At 67.5% G+C, this 19,559-nt stretch carries 16 protein-coding genes; 8 read left to right on the top strand and 8 right to left on the bottom strand.

The features are described from left to right. Positions 1–68 precede the first annotated feature (68 nt). From NL2_RS03790 to NL2_RS03765, 6 genes are all read left to right on the top strand, one after another. On the top strand, positions 69–1,580 hold the full coding sequence (locus NL2_RS03790) for an efflux transporter outer membrane subunit (RefSeq protein ID WP_084355838.1): 1,512 nt from the start codon (positions 69–71) through the stop codon (positions 1,578–1,580). After that, complete coding sequence (locus NL2_RS03785) at positions 1,573–2,757, top strand: HlyD family secretion protein (RefSeq protein WP_068071830.1); 1,185 nt, start codon at positions 1,573–1,575, stop codon at positions 2,755–2,757. The genes NL2_RS03790 and NL2_RS03785 overlap by 8 nt, the downstream gene beginning before the upstream one ends. A 10-nt stretch (positions 2,758–2,767) precedes the next feature. Then, positions 2,768–4,357, top strand: coding sequence for a DHA2 family efflux MFS transporter permease subunit (locus NL2_RS03780; protein WP_084355837.1), 1,590 nt, complete (start codon positions 2,768–2,770; stop codon positions 4,355–4,357). A gap of 303 nt (positions 4,358–4,660) precedes the next feature. Next, positions 4,661–5,344: a response regulator transcription factor gene (locus NL2_RS03775; RefSeq protein ID WP_068071828.1), complete on the top strand. Its 684-nt coding sequence runs from the start codon at positions 4,661–4,663 to the stop codon at positions 5,342–5,344. Further along, entirely contained in the window at positions 5,344–6,693 is a 1,350-nt protein-coding gene (locus NL2_RS03770; protein WP_068071826.1) for a FecR family protein, read from the top strand. The genes NL2_RS03775 and NL2_RS03770 overlap by 1 nt, the downstream gene beginning before the upstream one ends. Before the next feature lie 6 nt (positions 6,694–6,699). Continuing rightward, complete coding sequence (locus tag NL2_RS03765) at positions 6,700–8,925, top strand: CHASE2 domain-containing protein (protein ID WP_068071824.1); 2,226 nt, start codon at positions 6,700–6,702, stop codon at positions 8,923–8,925. Between the two features lie 19 nt (positions 8,926–8,944). Here the strand turns inward: NL2_RS03765 and NL2_RS03760 are convergent, their stop codons facing one another. Further along, a complete protein-coding gene (locus tag NL2_RS03760; protein WP_068071823.1) occupies positions 8,945–9,493 on the bottom strand; it encodes a hypothetical protein in 549 nt (182 codons plus the stop codon). Positions 9,494–9,669: 176 nt separating this feature from the next. Here NL2_RS03760 and NL2_RS03755 point away from each other — a divergent pair, with 176 nt between their 5' ends. Then, the gene (locus tag NL2_RS03755) at positions 9,670–10,296 is read left to right on the top strand and encodes a hypothetical protein (protein ID WP_157083015.1); all 627 of its coding nucleotides are present in this window, start codon (positions 9,670–9,672) and stop codon (positions 10,294–10,296) included. On the opposite strand, the gene NL2_RS03750 is transcribed toward NL2_RS03755, so the two are convergent. The 7 genes from NL2_RS03750 to NL2_RS03720 all read right to left on the bottom strand — a co-directional run bounded on the left by NL2_RS03750 (position 10,297) and on the right by NL2_RS03720 (position 18,408). Then, the gene (locus NL2_RS03750; RefSeq protein WP_245647556.1) at positions 10,297–11,031 is read right to left on the bottom strand and encodes a peptidylprolyl isomerase; all 735 of its coding nucleotides are present in this window, start codon (positions 11,029–11,031) and stop codon (positions 10,297–10,299) included. A 3-nt stretch (positions 11,032–11,034) separates the two neighbouring features. Continuing rightward, complete coding sequence (locus tag NL2_RS03745; RefSeq protein ID WP_084355852.1) at positions 11,035–11,895, bottom strand: cupin-like domain-containing protein; 861 nt, start codon at positions 11,893–11,895, stop codon at positions 11,035–11,037. A gap of 124 nt (positions 11,896–12,019) precedes the next feature. Continuing rightward, positions 12,020–13,135 (bottom strand): dihydropteroate synthase, encoded by a 1,116-nt coding sequence (folP, locus tag NL2_RS03740; protein WP_068071818.1) that lies wholly within the window; start codon positions 13,133–13,135, stop codon positions 12,020–12,022. Positions 13,136–13,233: 98 nt separating this feature from the next. After that, positions 13,234–14,376 carry a site-specific DNA-methyltransferase gene (locus tag NL2_RS03735; RefSeq protein ID WP_068071816.1) on the bottom strand — a complete coding sequence of 381 codons (1,143 nt, stop codon included), beginning with the start codon at positions 14,374–14,376 and terminating at the stop codon, positions 13,234–13,236. 221 nt (positions 14,377–14,597) lie between these two features. Further along, a complete protein-coding gene (locus tag NL2_RS03730) occupies positions 14,598–15,503 on the bottom strand; it encodes an oxidoreductase (protein WP_068071815.1) in 906 nt (301 codons plus the stop codon). A gap of 33 nt (positions 15,504–15,536) precedes the next feature. Continuing rightward, the gene (gene rnhB, locus NL2_RS03725) at positions 15,537–16,172 is read right to left on the bottom strand and encodes a ribonuclease HII (RefSeq protein ID WP_068071813.1); all 636 of its coding nucleotides are present in this window, start codon (positions 16,170–16,172) and stop codon (positions 15,537–15,539) included. Positions 16,173–16,257: 85 nt separating this feature from the next. Next, a complete protein-coding gene (locus NL2_RS03720) occupies positions 16,258–18,408 on the bottom strand; it encodes a S8 family peptidase (RefSeq protein WP_068071811.1) in 2,151 nt (716 codons plus the stop codon). A gap of 457 nt (positions 18,409–18,865) precedes the next feature. On the opposite strand from NL2_RS03720, the gene NL2_RS03715 reads away from it, so the two are divergent. Then, complete coding sequence (locus NL2_RS03715) at positions 18,866–19,543, top strand: pyrimidine 5'-nucleotidase (protein WP_068071809.1); 678 nt, start codon at positions 18,866–18,868, stop codon at positions 19,541–19,543. Positions 19,544–19,559 lie beyond the last annotated feature (16 nt).

Genomic DNA, 19,559 nt, shown 5'->3' with positions numbered 1-19,559 from the left:
ATATCGCTTGACAAGACGCTGATGAGTCGCCACCTAAACAACTGTACCACTCAGTACGGTTTTGTAAAATGCGCGCGAGCTTCCTGCGAACAGTTTCCGCCCTGCTGCCACCGGCCCTCGCGTTGGCGGGATGTGCGGCCGTCCCCAATCTGGGTCCTGCTCCGCAAGGCGCGTCGCCGACTGCCTATGCCGCTGATCGGGCATTGGCGGGGGCAGAATCCGGCGCCTGGCCAGCCGCCAAATGGTGGACCGGCTATGACGATCCCCAGCTTTCCGCGCTCATCGAGGAAGCGCTTGCCCAATCGCCCGATGTTGCCGCCGCAGCAGCGCGCGTGCGCCGGGCCCAGGCCATCGCCCAGCAGGCGGGCGCGGCACGGCTGCCGTCGGTGGGTGCCAGCGCCAGCGTCTCCGGCATCAAGCAAAGCTATAACAACGGCATCCCCGCCACGTTCATCCCCAAGGGCGTGAACGACAGCGAACAGGTCGCCGCCAATTTCAGCTTCGACCTGGACCTGTGGGGCAAGAACCGCGCGGCCTTTGCCGCCGCACGCTCTGACGCGGAGGCAGCCCGCCTCGATTATGCGCAGGCCGCACTCATGCTGTCGACGACCGTGGCCGATGCTTATGCCGATCTCGCTCGCCTGTTCGCTGAACGCTCCGTCACCGCAGGCGTGATCGGGGTGCGGGAAAGCACCCGCAAGCTGGTGGCCGATCGCGTCGCCGCCGGCATCGACACCCAGGCCGAACTCAAGCAGGCAAGCTCCGCCGTGCCCGCCGGACGCGCCGAACTGGGCGCGCTCGACGAACAGATCGCGTTGACCCGCAATCGCATCGCCGCGCTGCTCGGCAAGGGCCCCGATCGCGGGCTGGCGATAACGCCGCCTGCGGTCAGCCTGTCCGTTCGCGGGCTGCCCGAGGACGTGACGACGGACCTGATCGGGCGGCGGCCTGACATTGCAGCGGCACGCTCCCGGGTGGAGGGCGAGGCCAGCCGCATCAAGCAAGCGCGAGCCGCGTTCTATCCCGCGATCAACCTGACCGCGATGATCGGTTTCCAGTCGCTGGGGATCGGCCAGCTGTTCGACAGCGGCTCCACGTTCGGCAGCGCCGGCCCCGCGATCAGCCTGCCGATCTTTCGCGGCGGCGCGCTGCAGGGCCAGTATCGCGGCGCGCGCGCCGGGTATGACGAGGCAGTGGCGAACTACGACCGCACCGTGGCCGATGCCTATCGCCGCGTTGCCGATGCCGTGGCCAGCCGCCGCTCGCTCGACGAGCAGCTGACGCAGGCGACGCTGGCGCTCAACGATGCGCAGGCGGCGCACGATGTGGCCCGGCTGCGGTTCCAGGGCGGGCTGTCGACCTTCCTCGACGTGCTGACGGCGCAGGAGCGCGCGTTGCAGGCGCAGCGCATCGTCGCCGATCTGAAATCCCGTGCGTTCACCATCGACGTGGCGCTGGTGCGTGCGCTGGGCGGCGGGTTCGCCGCTGCGGACGCGCAGGCGCTGCAAACAGGCCCGACAACAGGCCCCTCAACAGACCGGGGCGCAGCCAGCGCCAGCAAGGACATCCCCCATGGCTGACGCCGATCCCAACGAACGCCTCCGCGCCGAAGCCGACGCGCTCACGCCGTCCGTGCAGGCTCAGGGCGAACCATCGGCCTCACCGATGCGTGATCGGCGCCGCAAGCTGCTAACAGTGATCGGCCTGGTCGTGCTGGTTGCAGGGGTGATCTATGCCGGTTGGTATTTCCTGGTCGGCAGCCAGTCGGTTTCCACCGACAACGCCTATGTCGGCGCCGATATCGCGCAGATCACGCCGATGGTGCCGGGACAGGTCACCGCCCTGCCCGCACACGACACCCAGACGGTGAAGACCGGCGACGTGCTGGTGCGGCTGGACGACAGCGACGCGCGGATCGCGCTCGCCCAAGCCGAAGCCGACGTGGCCAAGGCGCGGCGCCAGTTCGGCCAGACCGCTGCCACCAGCGCCGCGCTGTCCGCGCAAGTGCAGGCGCGCGGCGCCGACATCGCCAGCGCGCAGGCGCAGCTTGGTGCGGCGCAGGCTGCCTACGACAAGGCGCGCGTCGACCTGGCGCGCCGCCAGAAGCTTGCGCCCGCCGGTGCGGTTTCGGGCGACGAACTGACCTCGGCCACCGCCGCCTATGCCGCCGCGCAGGCCAACCTGGTTCAGGCGCGCGCGATGATCTCGCAAGCCAGCGCCACGCGCGGCGCGGCAGCCGGCACGCTGGCCGCCAACAATGCGCTGATTTCCGGCACCACCGTGGCATCCAGCCCCGACGTTCTGGCCGCCGAAGCACGCCTGCAACAGGCGCGGCTCGACCTTGATCGCACGGTGATCCGCGCACCGATCGACGGGGTCATCGCCGGCCGCTCGGTCGCGCTCGGACAGCGGCTGGCGCCGGGCACGGTCATCATGCGCGTGGTGCCGGTGGCGCAGGCGTACGTCGATGCCAACTTCAAGGAAGCGCAGTTGCGCAAGGTCCAGATCGGCCAGCCAGTGACGCTGACCTCGGATCTTTACGGCAGCAGCGTGGTGTTCCACGGCCGCGTCACCGGCTTTTCGGGCGGGACCGGCGCCGCGTTCGCGCTGATCCCGGCGCAGAACGCGACCGGCAACTGGATCAAGGTGGTCCAGCGTCTGCCGGTGCGCGTGGCGCTCGATCCGCAGGAAGTCGCTCGGCATCCGCTGCGGGTGGGGCTGTCGATGGACGCCGAAATCGACATCTCTGGCAAGTAGGCGCGCTGCCATGTCTGCCACTGCGCCTGCTGCCAAGTCCTCTGCCAAGTCCACTGTCGAGTCCGCGGCCAAGTCCGCCGGGACACACCACGACGCACCGCTGCGCGGCACCGCGCTGTTGATCGCCGGGTTCACGCTCGCGCTCGCCAATTTCATGGTCGTGCTCGACACCACGATCGCCAACGTATCGGTGGCGCACATCGCCGGTTCGCTGGCGATTTCGGCGTCGCAGGGCACGTGGGTGATCACGTCCTACGCCGTGGCCGAGGCGATCTGCGTGCCGCTGACGGGGTGGCTGGCCGGACGGTTCGGATCGGTCAAGACCTTTGCCGTGGGCATGGCCGGCTTCGGGATATTCTCGCTGCTGTGCGGTGCATCGACCACGCTGACCATGCTGGTGGTGTGCCGGATCGGCCAGGGCCTGTGTGGCGGGCCGCTGATGCCGCTGAGCCAGACGCTGATGCTGCGCATCTTCCCGCCCGAACGGCGCGGGCAGGCGATGGGCATCTGGGCGATGACCACTGTGGTTGCGCCGATTCTCGGCCCGATCCTGGGCGGCACGCTGAGCGACAACTGGTCGTGGCACTGGGTGTTCTTCATCAACGTGCCGGTCGCGGCGCTGTGTGCGTTCGGTGCGTGGCGCGCACTGGGCTCGCGCGAGACACCGACCGAGCGCGTGCGCATCGACCGCGTCGGACTGGCGCTGATGGTGGTGTGGATCGGCGCGCTGCAGATATTGCTGGATCTGGGGCGCGAGCGCGACTGGTTTTCCGACGGCCTGATCGTCTCGCTCGGCCTGATCGCGCTGGTCGGGTTCGTGGTGTTCCTGGTGTGGGAACTGACCGAGGACCAGCCGATCGTCGATCTGCGCGTGTTTCGCCACCGCGGCTTTGCCGCCAGCGTGGCCAGCATGGCGTTCGCGTTCGGCACGTTCTTCGCCACCATCGTGATCGTGCCGCAGTGGCTGCAGCTGGCCCTGGGCTACACCGCCACGGATGCCGGATATGTTACCGCTTTCACCGGGGTGGCCGCACTGGCATTGTCGCCGATCGTCGGCAAGCTGTCCAACACGGCCGATGCGAGATTGCTGACATTCTTCGGCATCGTCTGGTTCGGCGCAACGTCGTTGCTGCGGGTTCAGTGGACCAGCGGCGCGGATTTCTGGACGCTGGCGATGCCGCAGATCGTGCAGGGCATCGGCATGCCGTTCTTCTTCATCCCGATTTCGATCATCGCGCTGGGCGCGGTCGATCCCAGGGAAACCGCCTCTGCCGCAGGCGTCATGGGTTTCTTGCGGACCATGTCGGCCGCCATCGGCACCTCGCTGTCGATATCGCTGTGGGACGACGGCACCGTGGCCGCGCGCAGCGAGATCGTGTCACGGCTCAACGCCGGACCGACCAGCGATTCGCTGCAGCAATCGGGATTCTCGCTGGACCAGGCACGCGCGGCGATCGAGCGGATCGTGCAGCAGGAAAGCATGACGCTGGCCAGCGATCATCTGTTCCTGGCGTCCTCGCTCATATTCCTGGTGGCGGCGGGATTGATCTGGATTGCGCCGCGTCCGAAGCAGATGGCAGGCAGCGTCCCGGCGCACTGATACGTATCATTGGCGCTCACGAACTGGCGCTGAAGTGGGGCCGCCCGCCGAAGCGAACGACCCCACCCCTTGTGCGACCCAAGGGCTGCGCCTCGTTGGGCGGAAAGAGATTTGACTTTCTGCCCCCCGGCTCCAGGCTGCGCTGCGCACGCTACCTGGCCAAGTCAGCATTTCGATCCGCCCGTGATCCTATAAGGGAAAATAGGTCGCGATACTTGTAAACGATTGTAAAAAGGCGTCACGCGCGGATAGCGCTTCGGCGATCCTTGCCTAGAGCAGACGAAGGCTGTGAAAGGGTACTTCATGCGCATCGCGATCGCCGACGATGACGATACGATGATCGAGTTCGTGTCGCAGGTGTTGACCAGCGGCGGCCACACATGCGTGCCGTTCCGCCGTAGCCGCGACGTGCCGGTCGCACTTGCCCGCGACACGTTCGACTTGCTGATCCTGGACTGGAACATGCCGGGAATGACCGGCATGGAAATTGTCGAATGGGCGCATGCCAATGTTTCGCCCTGCCCCCCGGTGATCATGCTGACCAGCCGATCGGACAAGGACGACATCGCCGCCGCGCTCAACGCCGGGGCCGACGATTTCATCGTCAAGCCCGAGTCCGCCGTGGTGATCGTCGCGCGGGTCGAGGCGGTGCTGCGCCGCGCCGGCGCGCAGGCGACCGAACATCGCGTCGAGCAGTTCGGCCCTTATGCGTTCGACCGGTTGGCGGAAACGGTGACGGTCAACGGCGATCCGGTGCTGCTGACCTCGAAGGAATTCGCGCTGGCGCGGGTGTTCTTCACCAACCAGCATCGCCCGCTGTCGCGCCCCTACCTGATGGAAGCAGTGTGGAAATCGGTGGCGGAACTGTCCACCCGCACGCTCGACATGCATGTGTCGCGCATTCGCGCCAAGCTCCAGCTTTGCGCCGACAATGGCTATAGCCTGCAGACCGTGTTCGGCTATGGTTACCGCCTGGAGGCATTCTGATGCGATTGCGCCTATCGCTCCCGATCGGAACGGTTCTGGCCGGCCTGGCCCTGCTGTACCCGGCTTCCGCCCAGGCAGGCGTCGCGCCCCTGCGTACCGCCGCCGTGCAGCGGAGCGGCGACGAGACCTTGCGCTATGTCATGGCACGCGGTGACAACCTTTACACGCTGGCCCAGCGGTATTTCCTGAAACCCGGCGATTTCGCGGTGGTGCAGCGCATCAACCACGTCCGCAACGTCCATGCGGTTCCGGTCGGCACCTCGCTGGTGATTCCGCTGGCGATCCTGCGCGGCGAGCCGCTGACGGCGACGATCGTCGCGTTGCGCGGCGATGTGCTGGTGATGCAGGATGGCGCGCGGCGCGAGGTGCGCCAGGGAACGACCATCGGCACCGGTGGCACGATCGAAACGGGCACGACCGGCTTCGTCACCGTGGAACTGCCCAACGGTTCGCGTACGTCGCTGCCCACGCGCAGCCGCCTCGCCATCCGCGCCTTGCGCCGGATCCTGCTGACCGACGGGATCGACTACGATTTCGAGGTGTCCGCCGGCAAGGCAGAGACCGAAGCCACGCACATCGCGCCGGGCAAGGGCCTGTTTCGCATCCGCACGCCGCGTGCGGTTTCGGCAGTGCGCGGCACCCGCTTTCGCGTCGGTTACGACGACGATCAATCGGCGACGGAGGTGCTCGACGGCACCGTGGCAGCCGGCGCGGGCAACGATCTGACCGCCAGCATTCCCAAGGGCTTCGGCGCCACGATCAGCCGCACCGGAACGCTCGCCAAGGAACAGCTCCTCCCCGCGCCCGACCTCATCGCGCCGGGCAAAGTCCAGGTCGATCCGCTGGTCACGCTGGCGTTCGCGCCGGTTGGGCAAGCCAAAGCCTATCACGTCCAGATCGCCGCCGACGCCGGTTTTGTCGAAGTGCTGGCGGAAACCACCGCCAACGGGCCGCTCGCCAGCTTTGCCGATATCGCCAACGGCAACTGGTATGTCCGCGCTTCGGCGATCGCGCAGTCGGGCCTTGAGGGTCTGCCGCAGACGTATGCCCTGCGCCGCGCGCTGACCGGGCTGAGCGCATCGGCCGAGGGCGATCCTTCGGCGATGCGGTTCAAGTGGTCGGGCGCCGGAGACGGGCGCCGGATCTATCGCTTTCAGCTGGCGCGCGGCAGCGAAACCGCGCTGCCGACGTTCGACGAACCCGGCCTGGGCCCCGAGGGCCTGGTGCTGCACGACCTTGCGCCGGGTACGTATTTCTGGCGGGTCGGCGTGCGGCGGTTCGCGGGCGACGGCATGACCGAAAACTGGCTGCCGTTCGAAAAGCTGATCGTCGCAGCGCCGGAGAAGTAGAGCCTGATGCTCTATCGCCGGCTGGTTTTCGAATGGGTGGTGGTGACGATCGCGGCCAGCGCGGCGGTTGCGATGTGCGCCAGCGGCGGCTGGACCCGCGCGCTCGACAACCGGCTGGTCGATGGCGTGATGCACCGGATGGCCGCGCCACCGGACGAGCGCATCCTGATCGCCGAAATCGACAACGACAGCTTGCGCCGGATCGGTCGCTGGCCGTGGCCGCGCAGCGAACACGCGCGCATGCTGGCGGCAATCGCGCCGGCGGTGCCCAAGGCGATCGGCTACGACGTGCTGTTCTTCGAGCCCGGGCCCGATGACGCGGCATTGGCGGCCGAGATCGCACGGCTGGGCACCGTGGTCGTGCCGGGACTGGTGGAAGACGGCGGCGGCAGTGTGCCGAATGCCGTGATGTCCGCGCCCAGCGCCGTGGTGGCTGGCGCCGCGGCGGCGATCGGGGTGGCGGAAGTGGTGAAAGATCCCGACGGTTCGGTGCGTCGCGCCGAAACCGGGGTGCAACTGGGCGGGAAGCGCTTTCCCCAGCTGGTCAGCCTGATCGCGCAGCGCGTAAGCGCCCGGCCGCTACCCGACCCCGCAAAAGGCCCGTTCCTGTATCCTTACGCCGGGCACAATGCGTTCCGGCATGTGCCGTTCGCCAGCCTGGCGTCGGGCGAGGTGCCGACGGCGCTGCTGCGCGACCGGATAGTTCTGGTCGGCGCCACGGCCGAAGGGCTGGGCGATATCTACGCCGTGCCGGCCGCAGCGGGCAGCCTGATGCCGGGGATCGAGATCCAGGCCAACGTGCTCAACGCCTTGCTGTCGGGGCAACTGGTCTATCCGGTGTCGCCCCGGATTGCCCTGTTGCTGCAGCTGGTGCCGGTCTGGCTGGTGATGCTGGCGTTCCTGCGCCTGCGGCCCGATGCCAACCTGAAGCTGGCGCTGGGGACCATGGCCGGCTGGCTGGCGTTATCCGTGGCGCTGGTGCCGCTGGGCCATGTGTGGATGGCGCCGGGTGCGGCATTGCTCGGGCTGGCGCTGGCCTATTCGCTATGGGCGTGGCGCCGGCTGGCGGCGATCAGCGGCTTCGTCTCGCGTGAGGCGGCGGCGCTGCAGGCCGATCCTGCCCTCGCCTCGCCGTTCCCGCTGCGCGCACCGCGCGGCGATCCGCTGACGGTGGAAGCCAACCAGTTGCATGACATCATCGACCAGCTCGGCACGATGCGCCGGTTCGTCGCCGAAGTGGTCGAGCGCCTGCCCGACGCGACGTGCGTTGCCGATGCTGGCGATGTCGTGATCATGGCCAACCACGCTGCGGAAGTGCTGTTCGGCGGACCGGTGACCGGGCAAACAATCGCCGCGTTTCTCGATTCCGTCGCCGCCGGGGCTCCGATCGAAGACGGCCAGATGCGGCGGGCGGACGGCCAGGTGCTGGTGATGAGTTTCGCGCCGCTGGCTCAGGGCGGGCGCATCCTGCGGCTGGCGGACGTGACCGACCTGCAGCGCGCCGCAGAGGAGCGCGAGGAAATGCTGCAGTTCCTCAGTCACGATCTGCGCGCGCCCAATGCCGCGATCCTCACCCTGCTGGAAAGCCAGGCCTTTGCCGATGGCGGCAACGGACCGCCCGAACCGGTGGCTGGCTCCCTGCCCCAACGGATTCGCACGCATGCGCGGCACGCGCTGGGTCTGGCCGACGATTTCGTGCAGCTGGCCCGGGCCCGCCGACGCCAGATCGACAGCGAACCGGTGGAACTGTGCGACGTCGCCCGCGAAGCCGCCGACATGGTCTGGCCCAAGGCGGTCGCGCACGGCGTGACGGTGCGCGAAAAGGCGCCAAGCGAGGACGTCCGGGTCACCGGCGAAGTCTGGGTCATGGGTGAAGTCTGGGTCATGGGCGACCGGGCAATGCTGCTGCGCGCAACGATCAACCTGATGGACAACGCGGTCAAGTTTGCACCCGCCGGCGCCGCGATCGACTTTATGGTCACCGTCCATGACGATGTCGGCGCGCTCGAGGTTTCAGGGCCCGGCCCGGCCATGCCCGATGGGCGCGCCAAGGATCCGTTTTCCCCGTTCGGCGAAGGCCGCAACGTGCAAGGCAGCGACAGCATCGGCCTGGGCCTGGCGTTCGTGCAGGCCACGGCCGCGCGCCACGGCGGCACGGCCACTTATCGCTACGACACAGGGTACGGCGCCACGTTCGGCTTCAACGTGCCGCTGGCGCTGGCGGAGGAATGAATTCTCTGTCGAGGGCTGCTCAATCCACGCCCGAACGCTGGCTGGTCCCGGTGCGGCCTTGCACCAGCGCCGCGACCGCCTGGTTCGCCAGTGCCGGCAGGCTTTGCGACAGCTGGCCATGGCAGTGTGATTCCTCCGCCCAGCTGCGGCTCGTGGCAGCGGCATCGGCGCCGGAATAATAAACCAGCGCCAGCCGGTAGGTCGTGTCGTGGCAAGACTGCAGCAGCTTCTGCTTCTTGGCTGTCGAAAGATCCGCGCCGCCGATGACAGAAATGCCACTGGACGCAGGACGCGCAGTGATCGCGATCTCGATGTAGTCGGCGGCCTCGGCCACGGTCGTGATGCCGTTGCGCCCCAATGCCGCGACGACGGCGGCCTGCGCCTCGGCCTGTGACGCCCCGGCGGTTCCACCGTCACCGTCATGCGGCACTTGCAGGATTGCGACGCTGCCGGCCCCGCCCGGTGCGGATCCGACCGCGCCGAAACGGGTCTCGATCGGCCCGGAACAGGCCGCCAGCGACCCGATCGCCGCAACCAGAAAAGTGCGTTCCAAAACCTTCGCGATCATGTCGCTGCCTCATGCGCCGGGATGTATGGCTTGCGCTGCACCCGCAAGCCGGACGGGTCAACGATAGACCATGTGGATATGTAAAAGCATGTAAATCATCGCCCCGCACGCCCCCCATGCAATGGACACGATGTACCTGCGGCCCTAGCGACCCTGCAAGGATTTCGGGGGGCACCATGGCGCAAGAACTAGCTGGATTGGTGCGAGATTCCGGTCAGTCCTCATTGATCGACGCCGATGGTGCGGCCGGCGCGTTGCGGATCGGCAACCGGCGTGCTGCCATCGCCTCGGGCTTTGCTGTCAGCTTGCCCTATATGCTGGCCATCGCCATTGCCTGGACCGCGGTCGCGGCAGGTTGGCTCGGACCGTTTACCGCGATCGGCCTGGGCATGGTCCTGCTGGTGGGCGCGGTGGAGTGTCATTCCGGCGTCGATCGCTACGTCCTCCCTTGGATCAGGGCCACGCTGCTCGGACCCTCCCGCACGCAATTGCAGCAATGGCTCGAACAGGTGATGGAGCCCGGTGCGCTCATCCATGCGTGGATTGATGCCAATCTCGGCGGCGCCGGGCTGGACAGTCACGGATTGCTGGTCGTGAGCAACAACGGCCGGTTCAGGCCCGAGCCGATCCCGTTCGCTTCGATCACCCAGATCCAGCATCTGACGTGGACCTCGCCGGTGATGCTGGCACTGGACTACCGGGGGCTGGAAGGCCGTGACCGCCGCCTTTACGTGCCGTTCGCCAGTGCAGAAGCGTCGCAACAATGGAATGACGAACTGCGCCGGCACTTGCGCCTCGACTGACTATCGCGGGGTCGCATCGGGCATCGCCGGCTCTGAAATTGCCACCCGCCGCGCCGTGACGATGTGGACCGGCCGTTCGATCATCTGGCCTTTCATCACGCCCGCCCCTTGGGTGGCCGACAGCGGCACGTCGTAGATCTTGCGCACCACGTCCATGCCGCCGACCACATGGCCGAACGCGGCATACCCGGCCACCGCCTCGGCATCGGTGGCCTTGGGATCGGCATCGAGGCTGGCAAGATCGGACAGCAGGATCGAAAAATCACCGGTGGCGGTGCCCGGCGCATTGCGCGCCATCGACAGCGCGCCGGCGGTGTGGAGAATGCCGGTGGCGCTGGTCGGCTCGTGCGCGATCGGCTTGAGCACGCGCTTGGGATCGCCGCGCACCCCGGCCTGGATGAGGCCGTTGGGCGGCGTCCCCCACGGCAACCGCATGACGCGGTAGAACACGATGCCGTCGAACCGCCTTTGATCGACATAGCGCACGAAATTCGTGGCGGTGACGGGCGCATGCTTGACGTCGAGATCGACGGTGATCGTGCCCAGTTCGGTGGCGAGCGCCACGCGCACCACATCCGGCAAAGAAGCAGGTGCCGCTACCCGCGCATGTTTGACCGGCGCAGCGGCGACAAGCGCGAGCAGGAACGGCGCGGCGGCCAGGGCGAATCGGGATGACATCGCGGCATGATGCAGCAGCAGCACCGGCTTGCGCCAGTGGTGTTGGCCGAAAGCCAAGTCTTAAGTCGGCGCGACCGGTCCCTTGACCCGCCGCACCGCGCGATAGGCCAGCGATTTGGCGAGGTTGCGCGCGGGATAGGCAGCGGGCCGGCGCGGCGCGATTCCGATCTGGCGCAACACATGGTTGAACGCGCGCGCATCGGCTTCCGCCACGCTCCACTCCGATCGCCACGTCACCGACAGCGAGATCGACACCTCGGGCCCGTTCTGCACCCAGTGCGGCGCCTTGACCGGAACGTAGATCGCCTCGCCGGGGTGGATTTCTACCGGCTGGCCGCGTGCGCCGAATTCATCCTGCCACGGCAGGTTGCGATGGTGCCCGCCGAGGTGGAACGCCTCGTGCACCGTCGGGTCGATCAGTTCCTCGTCGTCGGCGGGAAAGACCGTCATCGTCTTGCTGCCACGGATCTGCAGCAGGATGTTGTGCTCTGGATCGAAATGGAACGGCGTCACCGACCCCGGCGACGTCACGAACACGAACCCTTCGCACCGCTCCATCGCACCGGTGCGGGGTTGAACGATGTCTTTCAGTTCATCGAGCAGCGCATGGAGCAGCCGGCCATAGGCCGGGTGCTGTTCGATCCGCTTGATCACCATCCACGATCCGTTGCGGTCGATCGTGCGGACCGTTTCGGCGATGCCCAGCGGCGAAACCGGTATGTCCTCGGGCGCGATGCCGATGGGCAACGCGCCGGGATTGTATTCGACGCACGCGGCGGGAAGGCTTGAGGCCAGCGCCTCCAGCGCATCGAGCCCCAGCAAAGGGTGATCGAGCATCGTGTGGGTCAGCCGCACGGCTTCGTTCGGATAGGCCTGGCCCATGGCGACAAGTGCCTGCGGCGTGAACATGTTTGCAGTCATCGACTCATCCATTTTCCGGAATCCCGGAGCGAAAACAGAGTATTGCCAGCCCTGCGCCCGTGATGGGTCCGTCAATTCGCGATCGATAGCCGATTCAGGTTAATGTCGGGTTTGCCCGTCCCGATCAGTTGGCGCCCATCTGGCTGAAATCGGTCAATGCCGCATCGCGCAGGCCGCGCCAGACATGCAGCGCCTGCACCGTTTCGGCAACGTCGTGGACCCGGACCAGTTGCACCCCGGCGTCGAACGCCTTGGCCGCGAGCAGCAGCGAACCGCCGAGCCGCTGCTGCGCGGGCGCTTCGTTGGACAGCGCGCCGATCATCCGCTTGCGGCTGGCGCCCACCAGCAAGGGCTGGCCCAGCGCGTGGAACAGCGCCAGCGCGTTGATGAGCGCGAGGTTCTCCGCGAGCGACTTGCCGAAACCGATGCCGGGATCGAGCACGATCCGGTCTTGCGCAACGCCTGCTGCTAAAGCGGCATCGCGCCGTTCGCGCAAACCGTCGAACACGTCGAGCACCACATCCTGATAGCGTCCATCGCCGTGGAGGTCGTCGCCATTGCCCGGCGCGTGCATCAGCACCACCGGCAAGCCGCTGCGTGCGACGATTTCGATGCTGCGCGGATCGTGGCGCAACGCCGAGACATCGTTGACGATGTGCGCGCCAGCCGCGATCGCCGCCTCGATCACGCTCGACCGGCGGCTGTCGATCGACACCGCCGCCCCGCCCGCCGCCAGCTTTTCGATCACCGGGGCAACGCGTTTCAGCTCATCGCCTTCCCACACCGCAGGCGCTCCGGGACGCGTGGATTCGCCGCCCACGTCGATGATCGCGGCGCCGGCTTCGAGCATCGCCGCAGCGTGGTTCAACGCCTCGGCCGGATCGTCGAGAAACTTGCCGCCGTCGGAAAAACTGTCGGGCGTCATGTTGAGGATGCCCATGACCTGCGGCTGGTCGAGCCGGACCGTGCGCGGGCCGCACTGCAGGGGCGGATGGCTGCGCCTGAGCGCGGCCCACTGTGCTTGCCCCTCGCCCGCAAGGTCGGTCGGCAGCCGGTCGAGCGCGCCGGGCATGTCCGGCGCCGAAACGCGGGCGCGCGAGACGATGCTGCCGTTCTCGCGCACGATCAAAGCAAAGCGGAACGCATAGACGAGCCCGCCCGCCAGGCGGATGGCCTCGCCGTCCTCACCCTGCGGGCTTTCGGCCAGCCCGATCGGGCGGATGTAAAGTGTCTGCGTCATGGTCACTTGCTTCCCCGCAAAGGCGGGGACCTCAGGCCACTGCAGAGGAACCGCCCAGCCGAATGAGGTCCCCGCCTACGCGGGCACTCAGTGCTAAATCAATCCTCGGTAGCCAGCAGGTACAGCTGGCGCAGCGCGTCAATCGGCTTCACCTCGCCCTCGTGCTCGACGTGCCAGAACGTCCAGCCGTTGCACGACGGTGCCCCCTGCAGCTTCGCGCCCAGCGAGTGGATCGAGCCGGTGTCCGCGCCCGACAGCAGCGAGCCGTCGGCGCGCACATGGGCGATGTGCTTGCGCTTGCGGTCGAACAGCGTGGCACCCGGGGTGAGCCAGCCGGTCTCGACCAGCTGGCCGAACGCCACCTTGGGCGCCGAACGCGCGCTCTGCATCGTGGTCAGCGCGCTTTCGTCGAGCGGCAGGGCGTGGGCGATGCGTTCCTCGGCCACTTCGATATAGGCCGCCTCGCGCTCGCAGCCGATCCAGTGGCGCCCCAGCCGCCGCGCGACCGCGCCGGTCGTGCCGGTGCCGAAAAACGGGTCGAGCACCACATCGCCCTTGTGCGTGGTCGCCAGCATCACGCGATAGAGCAGCGCCTCGGGCTTTTGCGTGGGGTGCGCCTTGGTGCCGTTGCGCTTGATCCGTTCGGGACCGCCACACACCGGGATCACCCAGTCAGACCGCATCTGCAATTCGTCGTTGAGCGTCTTCATCGTGCGGTAGTTGAAGGTGTACTTCGCCTTTTCGCCCATCGAGGCCCAGATCATCGTCTCGTGCGCGTTGGTGAAGCGCGTGCCCTTGAAATTGGGCATCGGGTTGGCCTTGCGCCAGACGATGTCGTTGAGGATCCAGAAGCCCATGTCCTGCATCATCGCGCCGACGCGGAAGATGTTGTGATAGCTGCCGATCACCCACAGCGAGCCCTGCGGTTTCAGCACCCGGCGGGCTTCGGTCAGCCATTCGCGGGTGAACTTGTCGTACGCGGCAAAGCTGTCGAACTGGTCCCAGGCATCTGTCACCGCATCGACATGGCTGCCGTCGGGCCGCCTGAGATCGCCGCCGAGCTGCAGGTTGTAAGGCGGATCGGCAAAGATCATGTCGATCGACGCTGCGGGAAGCCCGCGCATCGCCTCAATGCAATCGCCGCGCAGGATGCGGTCGAGCGGCAGCGCCGCGATGCTGACCGATGCCGTGGCCGACGCGCCCCGCGCGCGCGCCTTCACCTTGTCCAACGTAGCCGCCATCCCGAATAAGCCCCCTTCTCGAAGCCTAAGGGTGAGTCCATGAGCGCGCCACGTCAAGCGGCGACTCGCCGGAATCCTTGGGCTACAGTGGTTAAGAAAAGGTAAACTTGGTTGGAACGGAGCGTGACCGACACACCATGTTGAGTCCCCACCGGCCAGGTTGACTCATCATCTGGTGGTGTGTCCGATCGGACTCGCTAACCATATTTATTTTCCGGCGATCACCCGGACAGGCCCGGATCGATGCCGGTGAGGTCGATCGACAAGTCCCACAGTCGCCGCGCCGCGATCGGGTCGGTCGCGCGGGGTTTGCGTTTGGCCGGACCCGATGGCCCGCGAAAGTCGGCGAGGCCTTGCGGGCCGTGATACCCGCCCGCGACCGCCTGCGGATCGGTCGCGGCCTGCAAAGTGGGCCATGCCGCGTGCGCCGGCGGATTGAGCAACGGCGTGGCGAGCGACGACAGCGTGCGCAGGATCGGCGGATAGTGGCGCGCCAGTTCGGTGAGCGAGACGCCGGGATGGCAGCCGATCGCCGACACCGGCGAGCCGCTGGTCTTCAGCCGCCGGTCGAGTTCGAACAGGAACAGCAGGTTTGCCAGCTTGCTGGCGGAATAGCGCTCGAACTTGCTGTAGCTGTTCAACGCATCGATATCGTTCCAGTCGATCGCGCCGCGCTTGTGCGCCACGCTGCCGGTCACGACGATCCGCGGACGGTCGCGCTTCGCCAGTTGCGGCAGCAGCAGCGCGGTGAGCGCGAACGTGCCGAGATGATTGACCCCGAACTGCAGCTCGCGCCCTTGCGCGGTGCGGGTCAGCGGCGGGACCATGACCCCGGCGTTGTTGACCAGCACGTCGATCGGCTCGTCCGCCAGCAACGCCGCCGCCGCGCGGACGCTGGCGATGTCGGCCTGGTCCAGCGGCACGAAGCGCAAGGCAGCGCCCGGCACTTCGGCCGCGATCCGCGCCATGGCCGCTTCGGCGCGATCCTTGTCACGGCAGGCCATGATCACGCGCGCGCCCCGCGCCGCCAGCACGCGGCTGGCTTCGAACCCGATCCCGGCATTGGCCCCGGTCACCAGGAAGGTTCGGCCTTGCTGGCCCGGCACGTCGGCAGCGGTGAACGGCATGGCGTTGTCTTCCCCAAAATTCAGAAATTCGCGTCAGAACATTTCAAGCTGCGCGACCGGAGCAAAGCTGCGGCGATGCAACGGACTCGGCCCGTGAAGACGCAAAGCAGCCAAGTGTTCGGGTGTACCGTAGCCCGCGTTGCGTTCCCAGCCATAGTGCGGATGCGCCAGCGCATGCGCGCGCATCAGCCGGTCGCGGTGTTCCTTGGCGATGATCGAGGCGGCCGAGATGCACGGCTCGATCGCATCGCCGCCGACGATCGGCCGGGCCGGCCAGCGCCATTCCGGGCGGCGGCCGTGCGGCGTCAGGTTGCCGTCGATCAGGACGATGTGCGGTTCCTCGTCGAGGTTTTCGCACAGCGCCGCCACGGCCAGCGTCATCGCCAGCATGGTCGCGCCGAAGATGTTGAGCCGGTCGACCTCGTCCGCCTCGACCACACCCACCGCCCAGCGGCAGCGACGCTTGATGCGATCCTCCAGCAGCGCGCGCCGATCGCGCGACAGCTTCTTGGAATCGTCGAGCCCCGCAGGCCGTGGTTTGCAAAGAATCACTGCGGCCGCCACCACCGGCCCGGCAAGCGGCCCGCGTCCGGCTTCGTCGACGCCGATGACCAGCCCGGTTACGGCGGACCCGGCGTCAGGGATGGGTGATGGACCGATGGCGGGCATGAAAAGACCGTTGCTGCTTGCCGCGCTATTGCCGGTTGCGGGGCTGCCCGCAAGGTGCAGTGGGTCAGCGTTTGCGCGCGACGCCCTAAAACGCCCGCTCCCAGCGCAGCGCCACGCCCTTGTCATCGGGCAGAGCGGCAAAATGGCCGGGCTGGCGGCGGTAGAACAGGCTGGTGCCGAGCGCGCCGCGCCACAACGCCGTGCGCCACGCCAGTTCGCCCACCATCTCGCGCCCGTGCGGCGCCAATGAAAGTGGGCGCAGGCCGTAGGTCGTGGCCAGCGTCGCGTAGTCGTACCCGGTCGGCAACTGCAGGTTGAGCCCGCCGCTTTCCACCCGCAGCGGTTGCGACAGGCGGAAGGCGAGGCGGTCGGCGGTGCCCAGCACGCCGACCTTCTCGACGTCGAGCGCCCACGACGAACTCAGCAGTTGCGATCCGCCCGCGACCGTGCCGGTGCGATCGGCGCGCGTCCAGCCGAACCGCGCGGCAGCGCCCAGCCGCCAGTCTGGTGCCAAATCCCAGCCCACGTTGGCATCGGCAAACAGCGTGCTGGCGCCGCCGCCGCCGAACGCATCGTGGAACCGCGCGCCCAGCACGGTGCGATCCTCGCGCAGCCAGCTCAGGCCCAGCACGGTATCGACCGCACCGAACCGGCGATCTGCGGCCAGACCCATCCGCGCGATCCGTTCGCGTTCGCGCGGGCGGGCAAGGCTGTCGGCAAAGGCGACCGGGCCGGTCAGCGCCGCGCCGTCTTCCGCGCTCACGGTCAGGCCCCAACGGCCCAACTGGTGGCGATAGGCGAACGCCGAACCGCTCGACCGCACGAACCCGAGATCGGAGGTCGGACCACTGGCGATCAGGAACGCCGGCTCGTGGTGCCCCTCCATCTGCGCGACCAGCCCATCGGCGCCCTGATGATAGGCAAAGCCGATGCGGCGTCCGGGGGCGAGGTCGCTGGTGATGCTGGCGGCCAGCACGCGCGCGCGGTCGGCATCGTCCTGCCCCAGCCGCAGTGGCGCGATCCAGGTGTGTCGCCCGCGCCCGTCGACGCTGAACGCCAGCGACATCGTGCGGTTGCCGACGGCCATCGTCCGCGTGCCGGTCGCCAGCGCGTTGGTCAGGCGCGGCTCGACTTGCGCGGCGCGCAGCGACCGCGCCAGATCGACGGCGTAAGCACGAGAGTATCCGTCGATGATCACCGCACCAAGGCTGGCGCCGGTCACCGCATCGCCCATCGCCGAACTGGTCACGCCGGTGGTGTCGCCCAGCGGCAGCGGCACCAGCGTGCCCGCCAGCGACGTGGTGCCCTGGGGCGCAAACGCACGCTGGATGTCGAGGATGCCCCTGCCATAGATCGGATCGGTGCCCACCGCGCCGGCATCGCGCGCCGTCCGCAACAGCAAGTCGACGATCTGCGCGCCGGTGAGATTGGGAAACGCCTGCGCCAGCAGCGCCACCGCGCCGGAAATCTGCGGCGCGGCAAAGCTGGTGCCGCTGACCACGGTGACGAACCGCTGCCCGCTGGCGTTGGTGGTGACCTTGAGCACGCCGTTCTCGTAAACGCAGCACAACTGCTGGCCCAACGCCGACAAGTACCACGTCGCCTCGGTGCCGGCGCGGTTGCTGAAGTCCGAAATCGTGCCGGTGTTGTCCACCGATCCGGCGATGATCACGTTGGTGCCACCCGCCATCTGGATCGAGGTGGGAAACGGATCGGGGTTGTTGGGGTCCTTGGCCGGATCGGTGGACTTGCCGTCGTTGCCGGCGGCCACCACCACCACCACCCCGGCAGCCGATGCGCGCGCGATCGCCGCAGCAAGGGTGCCATTGGCGTTCGATCCGCCAAGCGACAGGTTGATGACCCGGGCGCCCGCCGCAACCGCCTTGTCGACCCCCGCCGCGATCGCCGTGTCGCCGAACGTGCACCCGCTCTCGCCATTGGCGCCCGGGGTCGTGCACGTTCCCGGCGTATCGGCACGCAGGACCTGGATGGTGGCGTCGAACGCAATGCCCAGGATGCCGGTATTGTCGCGCGCAGCAGCCGCGGTCAGCGCCACTTGCGTGCCGTGGTCGTCCTGTTGCTGGATGCCGCGATTGGCCGCGACATCGGCCGATGCGGACGAGATGCGTCCGGCAAATTCCGGGTTGGTCATGTCGATCCCGCCGTCCACGATCGCGATCGTGACGCCTTTGCCGGTATAGCCTTGCGACCATCCGGCGATGGCGTTGTGATACACCGGACCGTCGGAGCGGTTGTATTCGCTGGTCTGGAAACTGCTGGTCGGCGTGGGGGTTGGCGTTGGAGCGGGCGTCGGTGTGGGTGTTGGCGTCGGTGCTGGTGTTGGCGTCGGTGCTGGTGTTGGCGTTGGTGTTGGGGTCGGAGTGGGGGCCGGCAGCGGCGCGGGGCTGGAAACGCCACCCCCGCTCCCACCGCACCCGGCCAAGAACGCGATCGACACGCATACCCCGGCAAAGCTCGTGGACCGGTAAAGCATCGGCTTGCGGCGAATGACCTTCCACATGCGATCGATCCCTTACCTGACCCGCGACTCGCCGGCATCCGACACCGTTGGGGTGATAGCCGTGTTGCCGCCAGCCCGACGCCATTATCCTGATTATCGTGACATAGGGTTCCTGATAATCGGTAAGCGGGCAATGACGAATAACACTTCTTGCATGATCGGATGAAATCGGATGGGATTCGACGCGGCGCGGGTGGATTGCTGGATCTTCGATCTCGACAACACGCTGTATCCCCCCTCCACGCGCCTGTTCGACCAGATCGACGTCAAGATGGGCGCCTACATCGCCGATCTGCTGGGCTGTGATCCGATCGAGGCGCGGCGCGTGCAGAAGCTCTACTTCCACGATCACGGCACGACGCTGTCGGGCCTGATGCACAACCACGATGTCGCGCCGCACGAATTCCTGTCGTTCGTCCACGATATCGATCTGGCACCGCTCGCAGCGGCACCGCGCCTCGCGCCGCTGCTCGACAAGCTGCCGGGCCGCCGAATCGTGTTCACCAATGGCGACGATGCTTATGCCGACCGGGTGCTCGCCGCGCTCGGGATTGCGCAGTGCTTCGACGCGATGTGGGACATCCACGCGATGCACTACCGCCCCAAGCCTGAGCCAAGTGCCTACACCGCCATGATCGCGGCGCTGGCGCTCGATCCGGCGCGCTGCGTGTTCGTGGAGGACATGGCGCGCAACCTCGCCCCCGCCAAAGCGCTGGGCATGCAGACGGTGTGGCTCGACCTCGCCACCGAATGGGGCGACCGGGCGATGGATGCCGATGCCATCGATCTGGTGATCGGCGATCTCAACCAATGGCTCGCATCGCTTGTCGAAAGCGACGCGCTCGGCTAGTCGCGGCCCGCCGCAC

Origin of the sequence: Novosphingobium lentum NBRC 107847 (assembly GCF_001590965.1) — a bacterium.
GTDB lineage: Bacteria > Pseudomonadota > Alphaproteobacteria > Sphingomonadales > Sphingomonadaceae > Novosphingobium > Novosphingobium lentum.
The sequence above is the reverse complement of the archived record's forward strand: the minus strand, read 5'-3'. Positions and strand labels throughout refer to the sequence as shown.

Excerpts from the sequence above, each read along its gene's own strand:
- NL2_RS03790 (WP_084355838.1), top strand. The coding sequence starts at position 69 with ATGCGCGCGAGCTTCCTGCGAACAGTTTCCGCCCTGCTGCCACCGGCC.
- NL2_RS03785 (WP_068071830.1), top strand. The coding sequence starts at position 1,573 with ATGGCTGACGCCGATCCCAACGAACGCCTCCGCGCCGAAGCCGACGCG.
- NL2_RS03780 (WP_084355837.1), top strand. The coding sequence starts at position 2,768 with ATGTCTGCCACTGCGCCTGCTGCCAAGTCCTCTGCCAAGTCCACTGTC.
- NL2_RS03775 (WP_068071828.1), top strand. The coding sequence starts at position 4,661 with ATGCGCATCGCGATCGCCGACGATGACGATACGATGATCGAGTTCGTG.
- NL2_RS03770 (WP_068071826.1), top strand. The coding sequence starts at position 5,344 with ATGCGATTGCGCCTATCGCTCCCGATCGGAACGGTTCTGGCCGGCCTG.
- NL2_RS03765 (WP_068071824.1), top strand. The coding sequence starts at position 6,700 with ATGCTCTATCGCCGGCTGGTTTTCGAATGGGTGGTGGTGACGATCGCG.
- NL2_RS03760 (WP_068071823.1), bottom strand. The coding sequence starts at position 9,493 with ATGATCGCGAAGGTTTTGGAACGCACTTTTCTGGTTGCGGCGATCGGG.
- NL2_RS03755 (WP_157083015.1), top strand. The coding sequence starts at position 9,670 with ATGGCGCAAGAACTAGCTGGATTGGTGCGAGATTCCGGTCAGTCCTCA.
- NL2_RS03745 (WP_084355852.1), bottom strand. The coding sequence starts at position 11,895 with ATGACTGCAAACATGTTCACGCCGCAGGCACTTGTCGCCATGGGCCAG.
- folP (WP_068071818.1), bottom strand. The coding sequence starts at position 13,135 with ATGACGCAGACACTTTACATCCGCCCGATCGGGCTGGCCGAAAGCCCG.
- NL2_RS03735 (WP_068071816.1), bottom strand. The coding sequence starts at position 14,376 with ATGGCGGCTACGTTGGACAAGGTGAAGGCGCGCGCGCGGGGCGCGTCG.
- NL2_RS03730 (WP_068071815.1), bottom strand. The coding sequence starts at position 15,503 with ATGCCGTTCACCGCTGCCGACGTGCCGGGCCAGCAAGGCCGAACCTTC.
- rnhB (WP_068071813.1), bottom strand. The coding sequence starts at position 16,172 with ATGCCCGCCATCGGTCCATCACCCATCCCTGACGCCGGGTCCGCCGTA.
- NL2_RS03715 (WP_068071809.1), top strand. The coding sequence starts at position 18,866 with ATGGGATTCGACGCGGCGCGGGTGGATTGCTGGATCTTCGATCTCGAC.